Origin of the sequence: Chryseobacterium sp. 22543 (genome assembly GCF_052044565.1) — a bacterium.
Classification (GTDB): domain Bacteria; phylum Bacteroidota; class Bacteroidia; order Flavobacteriales; family Weeksellaceae; genus Chryseobacterium.
In genome coordinates, this window is sequence record NZ_JBQENH010000010.1 from 82,514 (window position 1) to 98,363 (window position 15,850).

Genomic DNA, 15,850 nt, shown 5'->3' on the forward strand with positions numbered 1-15,850 from the left:
AATGCAATTACTTTAGTTATTTTTGCTCAAAAGATAGAAACCAATGTCTGAAAACATTCAACAAAAGATAGAACAGCTCCGCAAAGAGCTTCACCAGCATAACGACAACTATTATCAACTGGATACTCCTACCATTACGGATTTTGAATTCGACATGCTTCTGCAGGAACTTCAGGATCTGGAGGCCAAGTACCCGGAATTTTATGATGAGAACTCGCCTACGGTACGTGTAGGGGGTGGTGTTACCAAAGTCTTCCCTACCATTCAGCATAAATTCAGAATGTATTCTCTGGACAATTCTTATGATTTTGACGACCTGGAAGACTGGGAAAAAAGAATCATCAAAACCATTGAAGATCCGGTAGAGTTTGTTGCTGAACTAAAGTATGACGGTGCATCCATTTCTATTCTTTATGAAAACGGAAAACTGTCACAGGCTGTTACCCGTGGAGATGGTTTTCAGGGAGACGAAATCACTCCGAATGTACGTACCATTTCAGACATTCCTCTGACTTTAAAAGGTGATTTTCCGGGTCAGTTTTTTATGCGCGGAGAAATTTATCTGACCAGAAAAAACTTTGATAAAATTAATAAGCTTCGTGAGGAAGAAGGTCTTGATCCTTTCATGAATCCCAGAAATACAGCCAGCGGAAGTTTGAAAATGCAGGATAGCGCTGAGGTAAGAAAGCGCGGACTTTCTTCTGTACTGTACCAGTTCATTTCTGATGAAGTTCCTGCAGAAACACATTGGGAACTCCTTCAGAAAGCACAGAGCTGGGGCTTCAAAATTTCTCAGCAGGCAAAATTATGTAAAACCATGGCTGAGGTACAGGAGTTTATCACATTCTGGGATACAGAGCGTCATAATCTGCCTTTTGAAATTGATGGTATTGTTTTAAAGGTTAATTCATTACAGCAGCAGAGACAGCTTGGTTATACTGCCAAATCTCCCCGCTGGGCAATGGCTTATAAATTTAAAGCTGAAAAGGTAGAAACAGAGCTTCAAAGTGTATCTTATCAGGTGGGAAGAACGGGTGCCATTACGCCTGTTGCTAATCTTAAACCTGTTTTACTGGCCGGAACTATCGTTAAGAGAGCTTCTCTGCATAATGAGGATATCATCAAGAAACTGGATCTTCATGAACATGATTTCGTCTATGTAGAAAAAGGAGGGGAAATTATTCCAAAGATTGTAGGGATAAACACTGATAAAAGAACTGAAGATAGCAAAGAAGTTGACTACATCAAACATTGCCCGGAATGTGGAACAGAATTAGTAAAAATTGAAGATCAGGCCATCCATTTCTGTCCGAACGAACTTCACTGCCCGCCACAGGTGGTTGGAAGAATGATTCACTATGTTTCCAGAAAAGCTTTGAATATTGACAACCTTGGAAGTGAAACCATAGAACAGCTATACAGAGAAAAACTGATTGAAAATCCTGCCGATTTCTATGTTTTAACGAAAGAGCAGCTTCTTCCATTGGAAAGAATGGCTGAGAAATCTGCCCAAAATATTATTTCAGGAATTGAGAAATCTAAAGAAATTCCTTTTGAGAAAGTATTATATGGAATTGGGATCAAGCATGTGGGAGAAACAGTTGCCAAGAAACTGGTCAAAAACTTCCCAACTATTGAGGAATTAAAGAATGCAACTGTTGAAGAGCTTTGCCAGGTAGAAGATATCGGGGGCAAGATTGCAGTAAGCATTGTTGAGTTCTTCCAGAATTCTGAAAATGTACTGATGATCGAGCGTTTAAAATCTTATGGTGTGCAGCTTGTAAAAGGAGAAAGCACGAATGAAGTACTATCCAATGTTCTGGAAGGAAAAACTTTCCTTTTCACCGGAAAATTATCATTATTCACCAGAGAATCTGCTGAGGAAATGGTAGAAAAGCATGGTGGAAAAAATATTTCTGCTGTATCCAAGAACCTCAACTATCTTGTAGTAGGTGAAAAAGCCGGAAGTAAGCTAAAAAAAGCGCAGGATATCGGAACAATTACAATTCTGGATGAGCAGCAATTTCTGGATCTGATTGAGAAATAACAATTATTTTTAATAATTATTTACTAAACCATTAAGATATTCCTCTTAATGGTTTATTTTTGTTTTCAAATCACAACAAATAACCATTAACTAATAATACATGAAAAAAATCTACCTCATCATTTCTATGATCATTTTTGCGATGTTTCAGGCACAAAATGTGAATATCCCTGATCCGGCTTTCAAAAACTTTTTATTAACGGCTGATTACAGCAATGGCTATGCAAAAGATCAGTATGGAAGCAGTATTCCCGTTGATACCAATAATGACGGTATTATACAGCAAAGTGAAGCTAATAATATTGTAAAGCTGTCTGATCTTTATTATGGAAACAGAGTATATATTCAGTCTATCGAAGGGATTAAAAGCTTTACTAATTTAACAGATCTGTATCTATTCGGGACTTCTGTATCTGCGGTTGACGTAAGTACGATGACTAAACTCATTGCTTTAGCAATTAACTATAATTCACAATTAACTTCTCTGAATATTGCAGGTTGTACATCTTTAGCAACGATGTCTTCCGAGCATAATAATATTACGAGCTACAACCTGCAGAGCAATTCATTAAAAAGTCTGCTCATTAACAATTTGAATTCTGCTCAGCCTATCAATGCTATTAATGTAAGTCTTTGTCCTAATTTGAAATCTTTGGAGATCAATAAAACTAATGTTCAATCATTAGATTTTAGTAATATGAGTAATCTGGAATGGCTTCAAATCAGAAACAGCTCTTCAACCAATAATATAAATTTGACCGGTTGTACGAATTTGAATAATCTGGGAATTTATAGCTGCAATGCTTTAACAACACTTCAGTTACATAATTTACAAAATTTAGATACGGTATATCTTTCACAAAGTCCGATTTCCACATTATCTCTGGTCGGTACAACGAACATAGAATCTCTCGGGTTACAGTCTACAGGTTTAACAGCTATAGATCTTTCCATTTTTCCGGCTTTAAGACAGTTTAGTACTTTAAATAATAGTCTTACAACACTGGATTTAAGTATGAATCCTTTATTGGAAAATATAACGATTTATGACAATGCACTTCTGAAAAATATTAACCTGAAAAGCGGAGGAACTGTATTGAACGTCACATCTTGGTTTCATATTAATAATAACAATCCTAATCTTAAATATATCTGTTGTGACAATGATGATTTAGCACCGATCAGTAATTATCTATCTTCGAACTTTCTCAATACTATAAACTTAAATTCTTATTGCTCATTCACACCGGGTGGTACTTATTATAAAGTTAATGGTACTACAAAATATGATATTAACAACAATGGCTGTGATCCCAATGATGTTAGCAAATCTTTTCAAAAATTTTCGATTACGAGCGGCTCTGCTTCCGGAAACATGATCGCTGATTCGTCAGGAAATTATTCTATTCCCTTACAGGCAGGAACTCATACGATTACCCCGATTTTAGAGAACCCGACCTATTGGACGATATCTCCAAGTACTTTAACAGTAAGCTTTCCGGCACAAACAAGCCCATTGACTCAAAATTTCTGTTTAATGGGCAACGGAACGCACAATGATCTTGAAGTCTTAATCATCCCTGTTACAGCTGCTATTCCGGGATTTGACACAAAATATAAAATTGTTTACAAAAACAAGGGAACAGTTACCCAATCAGGAAATATTGTTTTCAATTTCGATGATAACCTTATGAATTTCCTGAATGCAACAGTTTCTCCCAATACACAGTCTACAGGCATTTTAACATGGAATTTCACCAATCTTCTTCCTTCAGAGTTGGAAGAGATCACGGTAGTTTTAAAACTAAATACCCCAACACAAACTCCACCTTTACATGGTGACGATATTCTTCATTACACGGCTCAAATCAATGGTGCAACAGATGAAACACCTTTAGACAATAATTTTACACTAAACCAAGTGGTTGTCAATTCTCTTGACCCGAATGATAAGACTTGTCTGGAAGGAACTACTATTACGCAAACACAGGTTGGAGATTATGTGCATTATCTGATCAGATTTGAAAATACAGGAACCGCAAATGCACAGAATATTGTTGTAAAAGATGTTATTGATACTTCTAAATTTGATATATCAAGTTTAGCTGCATTGAACGGAAGTCACAATTTTGTAACAAGAATTACCAATCCAAATACGGTAGAATTCATCTTTGAAAATATCCAACTACCTTTTGATGATGCGAATAATGACGGGTATGTTTCGTTTAAAATTAAAACAAAATCTACCTTAAATCTTGGAGACAGCTTTAGTAATACTGCAAAAATCTATTTCGATTACAACCACCCTATTGTAACCAATACGTACACAACAAGCGTTCAAAATGTGTTGGCTACAGCAGAAACCAATAAGGAAAACACTATTATTTCTATTTATCCGAATCCGGTAAAAGATGTCTTAAACATTAGATTTAAGCAGGAGATCATCAAAGCTGAAATCTATGATACAGCCGGAAGAATTATCAGTTCATTAAGCGTAACAGGAAACTCAATCCCTGTTTCTGAACTTACTAAAGGAAACTATATTCTAAAAGCTTTCACAAAAGATAAAGCAATTATTCAGAAGTTTATTAAAGATTAAACTTACACAATCTTATAAAAAAGGCTGCGAAAATTATTCGCAGCCTTTTTATGTTTTTCGAATCTGTCTCAAAATTCATATTTCACTTAAAAACAATAATAGTATATGGAGAACTTTCTCCTGTCTTTGGAAGAATCAGCCCTATATGTTCTTTATTCTTGTAGTAATCTATATAAGGCTCTTTTGTAATGATTTTACCTTTCTCTGTTTCCTAAGAACATCTGTTTATGCTTCTCTCAGCAAAGCTTTCCGGAACAGTAAAATTTCCTTCTGATTCAGTCCATTCAAGGAAATTGTGCGTTTTGTATTCAACATATTGTCAGGATAAAGAATCAGTTCAACATAGTTTTCATAGATATGAAACTCCCTTAAAACTTCTGACTTTCTGGTATTTCTGCGATCTGATCCAAATCTGAGATTAACACAGTTTCTTGGAACGATATAAAAATCTTTTGGAAACAAAAACATAGAATTCTGATTCATGAAAATTTCAAAACTACACCATTGAAACCTTTTATTATAACTAAGTCCTCCTTTACTCACCGTAACAATAGTACCACGGATATTTTTAAACTCCACCGCATCCGGCTGTTTATACTTTTCGATAATTTTTTTGTTCCGTATAAAAAAGAAAACGCCTGAAATAGTAAAAAATGCCAGAATGCCTAAAGGCCAATAGAAAAAAGGATCCATTAATTTAAAAGTAGAACTACAAGTTTTTAATTAAGAAAATCAGATATTTTCTTATTCAAATATATAACAATAACTCTTATGAAACCGGCAGTCTGAAATAAAACGTGCTTCCATTATTCAGAGAACTCTTCACTCCTATTTCTCCGTGTTGCTTTTCAATAAAATTCTTCGAGATTGCTAATCCCAGTCCTGTTCCATTCTGATGTTCTCCGGGAACCTGAAAATAACGGTCAAAGATCTGACGGTGATATTTTTCATCAATTCCGCTTCCGGTATCAACAATACTGAACTGAATGAACGAGTTCTGTTTTTCTACTACAATCTGAATATTTTCATCCTGAAAAGAGTGTTTCACAGCATTGGTAAGAAAGTTATTCATCACCCAGACTGTTTTATCAAAATCGGCAGTTACCGCATCACTTTCTTCTAAAAGATATTCTGTACTAATGGTGATATTTTTCTGTTCGGCAAGCTTTTCAACATTCTTTACAGCAGTCTGTACAATTTCTTTAGGAGAACATTTTTCCACGGTCAGTCTGATATTTCCCGATTCTACCTGAGAAAGATTAAGCAATTCTCCTGTGATATCCAGTAAACGCTGCCCATCTTCATTGATGCTTTTCAATAATTCCTGCTGCTGCTCATTCAGTTCCCCAAACTTTTGATTTCCAAGGAGCTGAACGCCCATTTTAATAGCAGAAATCGGAGTTTTCAATTCATGGGAAATCGTTGCAATGAAATTGGTTTTAGCAAAATCCAGTTCTTTAAAAGGGGTAATATTTCTCAGCAAAATTACCTTTCCGATATATTTTTTCTCCTTTTCACCTGTTTTTACAATATTGATGGGAACAATATCCTGTTCAAAATAGTTTTCTTTATTATCACGGACAATCTTAATCGGGTCTTTTACCGGATGGTCAATATTTTTCAGCAGTTCGCGCATCAGATCGTTGTTGATGGCTACTTCATGAGCCGTTTTACCAATGATTTCTTCTTTATGGAGATTGGTGATCTTCAATGCTTCATCATTGATCATGTAGATAAAATGATTCTCATCCAGGCCAATCACCGCATCATGCATATTGTTCACCAATGTTTCGATCCGTTTTTTATCCATCAATTGCTTGGAAAGTGTACTGCTTTCGTACTCCTGAAGTTTCTCCGCCATCGTATTGAATGAATCTGCCAGACTGCTGAACTCTTCACTTCCTTTGAAATGCACCCTCTCATTATAGTTTTTATCAGCAATCTGTTTGATACTGAAGGTTAACTGATTGATTGGCTCTGCAATAGTTTGTGGTAAATTGAAAAGCAGAATAAAAGCAATCAGGAAGCACACTGTTCCTAAACTTACGATCCAGAACGTGGCATTTTCTGCTGTAATGATGGCGATATCACTCTTCCGTTCTATGCCTTTCATATTTAAAGACATGATCTTCGCCAGATCCTCGCGGATTAGTTTTTCTTTATGGATGTCCGGTGCTTTCAGATAGCTGCTGAAATGCATATTGAGGTTCTGGGTAGCTTCTTTTTCTCCAAATTCTGTAAGATTTTTTTCCTGTAATTTATTATTTTTCCTAAAATCTGCTATTGCAACGGTACTGTCTGTACTGATATTATCCAGTGCCAGAAGCATATTCTTGGAAAATTCCAGACTGTTGTAATTGGCGGTAAGAATCTTTTCAGTATCAGATTTTAATTTATTGATGTATACAGAACCTATCACTGAAAGCAGAACGATCAGCAGAAATAAAAGGCCAACGCCTAAGGTAAGTTTCGTTTTAAGTTTCATTATTTTTATGATAAAATAATAATATCTATCTGTCTTTCATTCAGCCTGTTCATAAGGGTATAGATCCAGCTGTAGCCCAGCATTCGCTGCCAGAAACTGGCATGAGGTTTCCCAATGCAGACCGTTGTGATATTATGGGCAATCACATATTCCAGGATTCCGTTATGAACACTGCTTTCTTTGATCCGGACTACTTTGGCGCCTAATTCCTGTGCTAAATTAAAATTATTAATTAAATACCGCTGCTTATCCAGGGCAATTTTTTCCGGATTTTCAGAAGGTTTCTGAACGTACAAAACAGTCCATGGACTGTTATAGTAACTGGCTAATCTCGCTGTTTTCCGGATAATTGTTTTGGCAATTTTCTCATTACTGCTGATGCAGGCCAGAAATTTTATAGGTTTAAAATTTTCAGTTTTAATTTCTGTTTCTACCTTCCTTTCCACATGGGTAGCCACTTCTTTTAAAGCCAGCTCACGAAGCTGGAGAATATGCCCACTTTGGAAGAAATTGCTGAGTGCGGTCTGAATTTTTTCTTTTTTATAGATTTTTCCCTCTTTTAAACGCGTCAGTAGCTCATCAGCCGTAAGGTCTATATTCACCACTTCATCTGCAAGTGCCAGTATCTTATCCGGAACCCGCTCTGCCACTTCTACTCCTGTGATTTTCTTTACTTCTTCATTCAGGCTTTCGATATGCTGGATGTTCATGGCACTAATGACATTGATCCCATTATCAAGGATTTCCAGGACATCCTGCCATCTTTTTTTATTTTTAGATCCTTCTACATTGGTATGGGCCAGCTCGTCTACCAAAACGACTTCAGGATGTTCATTAATGATAGCTTGAAGATCCATTTCTTCAAGGTTTTTTCCTTTATAAAAAACCGATTTTCTTTCAATTTCAGGAAGTCCTTCTACTAGTGCCACGGTTTCTTCCCGACCATGGGTTTCTATATAACCAACCTTTACATCAATGCCATTTCGCAAAAGAGAATGCGCTTCCTGAAGCATACGGAAAGTCTTTCCTACACCTGCACTCATCCCGATATAAATTTTGAATTTTCCTTTACGGGATTTCTGGATAAGTTCTAAAAAATCTTTTGCTGATGACATTGATTTTATTCTTTTTAATTTTATTTTAAACACGTTCAACTGTGGTTAAACTGATCACTAAAACCAGGCTGCAAGACTTGTTGTGATGAAGAAATTTCCTTTTCTAAATTCATCATTTTTTGCAAAAATGGCATCTTTAGCAGTAAAACCTCTTGCCTCTGTACGGAAAACCACATTTTTAAAGATTGCATAATCTACATTGAGAGAATATCCGAAAGTCTGAAATCCATTGGGAGTTTCTGTACTGATAATCACACCGTTTTTATCATTGTAATATTCTAATCTTCCTGCCAGTGCCCATTTGTTGTCTAATTGATATTTCATTAATACATTGGGGCTGTACCAGATATTATACTGCTCGCTTCCTTTTGACTTCTGTTCTGCTCCGATATCAAATCCTAATACCGCTGAAAACTGATCTGTCAGCTGAAAACTTCCATACAAATCATGGAAATAGCGCATTCTTTTATCATCCTTTGCTTTATCATTCCCGATGAACGAGCTGCTGTTCAGGGTAATTTTATCATTGGGTTTATAGGTCACCTGATGTCCGAAAGAAATACTCTGATTTCCTTCAGGCTTGGCAATTCTCTGCCAGCCATTCAAGACCAATCCGCTTAAAAACCATTTCCCATTATCTGAGATATAAGAAATTTTGGCACCCGTTTCAAAATAAGGAGAATTTTCTGCTGCAAAACTTCTGGTCAGATTAATATTATCCTTTCCTATGGCACTTTCCCAGCCGATATGAGACGGCATGATCCCTGCATCAATCCACAGGTTTTTATTTTTAGAAATTTTGATTCCGATATTCGCTTCATTTACATAGCGCAGAGCATCTTGTTCAGCTGCCATATTATCCTGGGCATAAGTTCCGGCCATTAAAGCTACATTGGCACGGAGATTTTCACTCTGATAGTTGGCTTTAACCAATCCCAGATTAAGATTTACTTCATTATGTCTGTTATATGAGTATAAAAAGTTTTGACGCATATGATTGCCCGGCTCATTAAAATCATAGGTATAAAAGAGTTCTGCATAAGCGGAAAATGTCACTTTATTCCCTGTTTTCAATGAATCTGATGATTGGGCTTTTGAGAAAAACATTCCCAATATGGCACCTATAGCTAAATATTTTTTCACTTTTATTAAGGTATGTTAATTATGTCAGGGTTTAAAACCTTGACATGATTATCGGTTATTAAATTTATTATTTTAATTGATCCAAAGCGATATTAAGCTTCAGAACATTTACTTTGGATGGTCCGAAAAGCCCTAAAAACGGCTTTTCAGTTTGATTATTGATTAAATTTTTGATCTGTTCTTCAGAAAGGCTTCTCACTTTTGCGATTCTCTTTGCCTGGTACAAAGCTCCTTCTTCAGAAATATCAGGATCCAGACCGCTACCACTTGCCGTAACAAGTTCTACAGGAACTTTAGTATTTCCCATTTCAGGGTTCTTCATTTTTAAAGTATCTATTCTTTTTTGTACAGTTTCCAGATATTCTTCATTGCTTGGCCCTTTGTTGCTGCCACCACTTCCTGCTGCATTATAATTGACAGAAGAAGGACGCCCATGAAAGTATTTTTCAGATTTAAATTCCTGTCCGATATTGGCATAAAATTTCTGCCCTTTATTATAAACAATTTCTCCGTTTCCTTTGTTGGGAAGTATTTTAGAACCTCCGTATACAATTGCCAGATAAATACCTGTAACCACCAGCATTACAAGAGTTAATCTGAATGCTGAAACAATATGATTTTTCATTTTTTAAATTTTAATAAAATAAACTGATTACCAGATCAATCATTTTGATCCCAATGAACGGAACAATTACTCCACCCAGACCGTAGATCAAAAGATTTCTTCTCAATAAGGCACTTGCACCAATTGGCTTATAAGCTACCCCTTTCAACGCCAGCGGGATCAGAAATGGAATGATCACTGCATTGAAAATAACCGCTGATAATATGGCTGTTTCAGGGCTGTGAAGATTCATAATATTCAGCTTCTGAAGCGAAGGAATAAAAGTGATAAAGAGCGCAGGAATAATGGCAAAATATTTTGCAACGTCGTTTGCAATACTGAAAGTTGTCAATGTTCCTCTTGTCATCAGCAGCTGCTTCCCGATTTCCACAATTTCGATCAGCTTTGTTGGGTCATTATCGAGATCTACCATGTTTCCGGCTTCTTTTGCTGCCTGTGTTCCGCTGTTCATTGCTACTCCTACATCTGCCTGAGCCAGCGCCGGAGCATCGTTTGTACCGTCACCCATCATGGCTACCAGCTTCCCTTCCTGCTGTTCCTTTTTGATGTAATTCATCTTATCTTCAGGCTTGGCTTCAGCAATAAAGTCGTCTACTCCAGCTTTTTCTGCAATAAATTTTGCTGTTAAAGGATTATCTCCGGTTACCATTACCGTTTTTACGCCCATTTTTCTCAGTCTCTGGAAACGCTCCTGAATTCCTGTTTTTATGATATCCTGAAGTTCAATTACACCCCATACTTTTTCATTAACGGCTACCACCAGAGGAGTTCCTCCATTTTCAGAAATTTTGGTTACTGCATCCTGGGTTTCTTTTGGGAAGATATTCCCGGCTTTTTCAGTCAGTTTTTTTATGGTATCATAAGCTCCTTTACGGATTCTTGTTTCTTCAAAATCGATCCCTGAAGTTCTGGTTTCTGCTGTAAAATCAATATAAGTAGGATTAGGAACCAATAAATCTTCAGATTTCAAAGCACTTAATTCAATGATTGATTTTCCTTCCGGTGTTTCATCAGCTACAGAACTTAGTGCAGAAGCTTTAATAAATTCTTCAAGCTGAATTCCGTTTGCAGGATGAAACTGGGTTGCTTTACGGTTTCCGATAGTAATTGTTCCTGTTTTATCCAGCAGCAGAACATCAATATCTCCCGCTGTTTCTACAGCTTTACCACTTTTGGTAATCACATTCGCTCTCAATGCTCTGTCCATCCCTGCAATCCCGATTGCAGAAAGCAGACCTCCGATTGTTGTCGGAATAAGACAAACGAAAAGAGATATAAATGCCGCAATGGTAATCGGAGTCTGCGCGTAATCTGCAAAAGGCTTTAAAGTAAGGGTAACAATAATAAATGTAAGGGTAAATCCTGCCAAAAGTATAGTTAATGCGATTTCGTTAGGTGTTTTCTGTCTTGATGCTCCTTCTACAAGAGCAATCATTTTATCAAGGAAGGATTCTCCCGGTTTTGTTGTTACTTTTACTTTAATTCTGTCTGAAAGAACTTTTGTGCCTCCTGTTACAGAGCTTTTATCTCCTCCTGATTCACGGATTACAGGCGCACTTTCCCCGGTAATGGCAGACTCATCAATGGTTGCAAGACCTTCAATAATCTCACCATCCATTGGAATCTGATCTCCAGCTTCACAAAGGAAAATATCACCTAAAGTCATTTCAGCAGACATTTTCAACACTGTTTCTACCTGAAACCCGGGTTTATTATCAACCACTAATTTGGCTGGAGTTTCTTCTCTTGTCTTTCTGAGAGTATCAGCCTGCGCTTTTCCTCTTGCTTCTGCTATAGCTTCTGCAAAATTCGCAAACAGAACGGTGAAAAATAAAATAATAAATACTAAAAAATTGTAGGAAAAACTTCCCTGGCTTTTATCACCAGTAAGACTGAACATGCTCACAATGAACATGACAACTGTTCCGACTTCCACCAGGAACATTACTGGATTTTTAAACATAATTTTCGGATTCAGCTTTACGAAGGACTGCTTGATCGCTTCATTTACCAAATCTCTCTGAAACAATGTTTGTGACTGATTTTTCATTTTTTGAAAGAGTTTATATCATTGTAAATCAATAATCACCATTAAGGTCTGCCAAATAATAAGGATAGATATGGATAATATTAAGTGAACGTTTCAGTAAGTGTCAGACTAGCTTCCTCAAACTTTTCAGCATCCTTAATGGTTAATATTGATTGTAATTTTTAATGTTCACATTTATTTTGAGAAATACTGAATCTGCTCTGCAATAGGACCCAAGGTCAATGCAGGGAAGAAAGACAGTGCTGCAATCAGTAGAATCACTGCCAGTGTCATAAATCCGAAAGTAGCCGTATCTGTTTTCAGCGTTCCTGAGCTTTCAGGGATATATTTCTTCTGTGCCAATAGTCCTGCAATCGCTACCGGTCCTATAATCGGGATGAATCTTGACAGTAACAGGACAATTCCTGTTGAGATATTCCACCACGGCGTATTATCTCCAAGTCCCTCGAATCCTGATCCGTTATTGGCTGCAGAAGAAGTAAATTCATAGAGCATTTCACTGAAGCCATGGAAACCTGGATTATTCAGTGTTTTTGCTCCAAATTCTGGTAGATAGGCCGTTAAAGCTGTTCCCGCAAGAATTAAGAAAGGATGAAATAAAGCCACAATCATAGCGATCTTCATCTCCTTGGCTTCAATCTTTTTCCCCATAAATTCAGGAGTCCTTCCTACCATCAGACCACTGATGAATACAGCCAGAATGATAAAGATGAAATAGTTCAGAATTCCGACTCCACAGCCTCCGTAGAAACAGTTGATCATCATCGCAAGCAGCTCATTCATCCCCGAAAGCGGCATTGTACTGTCATGCATAGAATTCACAGATCCTGTGGAAATAACCGTAGTTGCGATACTCCAATAACCAGATGAAGCACTTCCGAAGCGTATTTCTTTGCCTTCCATTGCTCCCAGACTGTTGTCTGTTCCCATTTGTGTAATCAGAGGATTTCCTCCTGTTTCATTCACAACATTCGGAATGGTAAGAGCAAGAAAACCGACTGTCATTACGGTAAAGATCACCCATGAAAGCTTTCTTTTCTTCAGATAAAAACCCAGTGCAAATACCAATGCAAAGGGAATGATCATTTGAGTGACCATCTCTGTCATATTGGTTATATAATTAGGATTTTCAAGCGGATGTGCTGAGTTGGCTCCAAAAAACCCACCTCCATTAGTGCCTAAATGTTTAATGGCAACAAATGCAGATACAGGACCTCTGGAAACATCAGCTTTCTGACCTTCCAATGTAATCATATGATCCTTTCCTTCAAAAGTCATCGGACTTCCATTGATAGAAAGAATGAAAGCTACAATTATACTTATTGGAACCAGAATTCTGATCATTGATTTTGTGAAAAAATCGTAGAAATTCCCTAATTCTGTGCTTGTTTTTTCTTTAAAAGCTTTGAAAAGAACTGCCATTGCCGCCATCCCTGTTGCTGCTGTTACAAACTGTAAAAACATCAGATAAAGCTGGCTCAGATAGCTTACTCCCGTTTCTCCCGAGTAATGCTGTAAATTACAATTGACTAAAAACGAAATAGTCGTATTAAAAGCCAGATCGGGTGACATATTCGGATTCCCATCAGGATTTAAAGGAAGCCAGGCCTGGTTCATTAAAAGAAGAAAACCAATGATAAACCAGATCAGATTGATCGCCAGCATGGCATACATATTCTGTTTCCAATTCATCTGACGGGAAGGATTGATTCCCGATATTTTATAAATTAACTTTTCAATGGGTTCAAAAACCGGATCAAGGAAAGTCTTTTTGTATCCATAAACATTAGCTATGTATTTACCTAAAAATATTCCGATAACTAACGTGACAGCAAACATTGCTATAATGCCTAAAATTTCTGTATTCATGACCAATTAAAATTTTTCAGGTTTAATTAAAACATAACAGATATACACAAAGGCAAGTATTGAGAGGAAAAATAAACTCCACATAATTTATATTCTATCAAAAAATTCAACTGATTTATATAAAAGCCAAAACAACACTGCAAAAAGCAGAATTAAACTTATAAGCATCATATCTTAATCATTATGGTTAAAAGAGTCAGTAATACATACGATACAATCAGCAGACTAAAAGTTGAATGCTCCCGTTTTTTAAACGTTTTTCTTGAAATTGTCATTTTAAAATATTTTATTCAGAGACTATATGCCAAAAGAAAGTCCATTCTGAAAAACAATCGAGTAAAAATCTATATATCAACACATTAACCTAAATAACCAAACTATATAAAAACAGAAAAGCCTATCAAAATGATAGGCTCTTTATTAAAATGATAAAAGATTTATTTCAATCCATATTCTTCAAGCTTTCTGTACAGCGTAGCAATACCGATCTCTAGTAAACGGGCAGCTTCTGCTTTATTTCCTTTTGTGTACTGTAATACTTTTTGAATATGTATTTTTTCCAGTGAACGAATGCTTAGCGAATCACTTTCCGGAACTGCTTTCTCGGAATAATGAGGAAGGCTTTCAGCATCAAGAATATTGTTATCCATTAAAATCAAACTCCGCTCTACAGCGTTTCTCAACTCACGAATATTTCCTTTCCATTCATTTACTTCTAGCGCTTTATAATAGTCCGGACTCACCTGAACAGAGGACAAGTGAAGTTTATGAGAAAAAAGATCAATAAAGTTCTTCGCAAGTACTTTCAGATCTTCTTTTCTATTGCGCAGAGACGGAAGACTGATTTCAAATACATTCAATCTGAAATAGAGATCTTCTCTGAAGTTTCCCTGCTTTATTTCAACCTCCAGATCTCTGTTGGTAGCCGCAATCAATCTAAAATCAGACTTTGAAACTTTCGTCTCACCCATTTTGATAAATTCCCTGGTTTCCAGAACTCTGAGCAGCTTAGCCTGAAGTTCTATCGGCATCTCACCAATTTCGTCCAGAAATAATGTCCCTCCATTTGCTTCTTCAATCAACCCTTTTTTATCCTTTATCGCCCCTGTAAAAGCCCCCTGTTTATGGCCAAAAAGCTCACTTTCCAAAATCTCTTTACTAAATGCTGAACAGTTGATTGCCACAAAGCTGTTTTTATTTCTGTCACTTCCTTCATGAATAGCACTGGCAAAGACTTCCTTACCCGTTCCTGTTTCTCCTGTAAGAAGCACAGCAGCATTCGTTAAAGCCACTTTTTCTGCTAATTTCTTAGCCTGCAGAATTAAAGGTGATTTACCCAGGATCTGATCAAAACCTTTCGTAATAACCTGCTGGACCATTCTAGATTTATTATCCTTTACCTTTTCAAGGGCTTTATACACCAATGGTATAATTTTCTCATTATCATCTCCTTTCACCAGATAATCGTAAGCGCCATTCTTCATGGCTTGTACTGCATCCGTGATATTTCCAAATGCAGTCATTAGAATAATTTCCAGCTGAGGATATTTGCTTTTAATAGACTTTATCAGTTCTACTCCAAAAGCATCAGGCAGACGGACATCGCTTAAAACAACATCAAAATCATATTGCTCCAGCATTGTCATCGCTGAACGTGCTGTAGAAGCTTCTTTTACATTAAAATTTTCTTGGGAGAGGATCATTCCCAGTAACTTAAGGAGTTTGATCTCATCATCGATGATCAGAATGTTTCCTGACATTATAATTATTTTTGGAAAACTAATACAAACTTATTGAATTTATTCGAGTAAAACTGGTTTCTACAAGGAAATAGTTTAGTGAACAACTGGTGATATTTTTGGAGCCTTCTCCCGCTATCCATTCATACTCCTCACGCCAGGCTGCCCTGCGCTGCAT

At 36.7% G+C, this 15,850-nt stretch carries 11 protein-coding genes; 2 read left to right on the forward strand and 9 right to left on the reverse strand.

From position 1 onward, the window contains the following. The first annotated feature begins 43 nt into the window (after window positions 1–43). Both ligA and ACTJIP_RS22900 read left to right on the forward strand, forming a co-directional pair. Window positions 44–2,047 (forward strand): NAD-dependent DNA ligase LigA, encoded by a 2,004-nt coding sequence (gene ligA, locus ACTJIP_RS22895; protein WP_440705132.1) that lies wholly within the window; start codon window positions 44–46, stop codon window positions 2,045–2,047. A 100-nt stretch (window positions 2,048–2,147) separates the two neighbouring features. Then, window positions 2,148–4,646, forward strand: a complete 2,499-nt coding sequence (locus ACTJIP_RS22900; protein WP_440705133.1) for a DUF7619 domain-containing protein — start codon at window positions 2,148–2,150, stop codon at window positions 4,644–4,646. A gap of 225 nt (window positions 4,647–4,871) precedes the next feature. On the opposite strand, the gene ACTJIP_RS22905 is transcribed toward ACTJIP_RS22900, so the two are convergent. The 9 genes from ACTJIP_RS22905 to ACTJIP_RS22945 all read right to left on the reverse strand — a co-directional run bounded on the left by ACTJIP_RS22905 (window position 4,872) and on the right by ACTJIP_RS22945 (window position 15,693). Next, window positions 4,872–5,339, reverse strand: coding sequence for a hypothetical protein (locus ACTJIP_RS22905; protein WP_180565278.1), 468 nt, complete (start codon window positions 5,337–5,339; stop codon window positions 4,872–4,874). Window positions 5,340–5,415: 76 nt separating this feature from the next. Then, window positions 5,416–7,131 (reverse strand): ATP-binding protein, encoded by a 1,716-nt coding sequence (locus ACTJIP_RS22910; RefSeq protein ID WP_077415824.1) that lies wholly within the window; start codon window positions 7,129–7,131, stop codon window positions 5,416–5,418. 5 nt (window positions 7,132–7,136) lie between these two features. Beyond that, window positions 7,137–8,246 (reverse strand): histidine kinase, encoded by a 1,110-nt coding sequence (locus ACTJIP_RS22915; protein ID WP_047383121.1) that lies wholly within the window; start codon window positions 8,244–8,246, stop codon window positions 7,137–7,139. A 57-nt stretch (window positions 8,247–8,303) separates the two neighbouring features. Next, complete coding sequence (locus ACTJIP_RS22920; protein ID WP_228408743.1) at window positions 8,304–9,389, reverse strand: porin; 1,086 nt, start codon at window positions 9,387–9,389, stop codon at window positions 8,304–8,306. A 67-nt stretch (window positions 9,390–9,456) separates the two neighbouring features. Next, on the reverse strand, window positions 9,457–10,014 hold the full coding sequence (kdpC, locus tag ACTJIP_RS22925) for a potassium-transporting ATPase subunit KdpC (protein ID WP_077415826.1): 558 nt from the start codon (window positions 10,012–10,014) through the stop codon (window positions 9,457–9,459). 10 nt (window positions 10,015–10,024) lie between these two features. Then, entirely contained in the window at window positions 10,025–12,064 is a 2,040-nt protein-coding gene (gene kdpB / locus ACTJIP_RS22930) for a potassium-transporting ATPase subunit KdpB (RefSeq protein WP_077415828.1), read from the reverse strand. Between the two features lie 174 nt (window positions 12,065–12,238). Continuing rightward, window positions 12,239–13,933: a potassium-transporting ATPase subunit KdpA gene (kdpA, locus tag ACTJIP_RS22935; RefSeq protein ID WP_440705134.1), complete on the reverse strand. Its 1,695-nt coding sequence runs from the start codon at window positions 13,931–13,933 to the stop codon at window positions 12,239–12,241. Between the two features lie 6 nt (window positions 13,934–13,939). Beyond that, on the reverse strand, window positions 13,940–14,017 hold the full coding sequence (locus tag ACTJIP_RS22940) for a potassium-transporting ATPase subunit F (RefSeq protein ID WP_077415921.1): 78 nt from the start codon (window positions 14,015–14,017) through the stop codon (window positions 13,940–13,942). A 353-nt stretch (window positions 14,018–14,370) separates the two neighbouring features. After that, window positions 14,371–15,693, reverse strand: a complete 1,323-nt coding sequence (locus ACTJIP_RS22945; protein ID WP_440705135.1) for a sigma-54-dependent transcriptional regulator — start codon at window positions 15,691–15,693, stop codon at window positions 14,371–14,373. Window positions 15,694–15,850 lie beyond the last annotated feature (157 nt).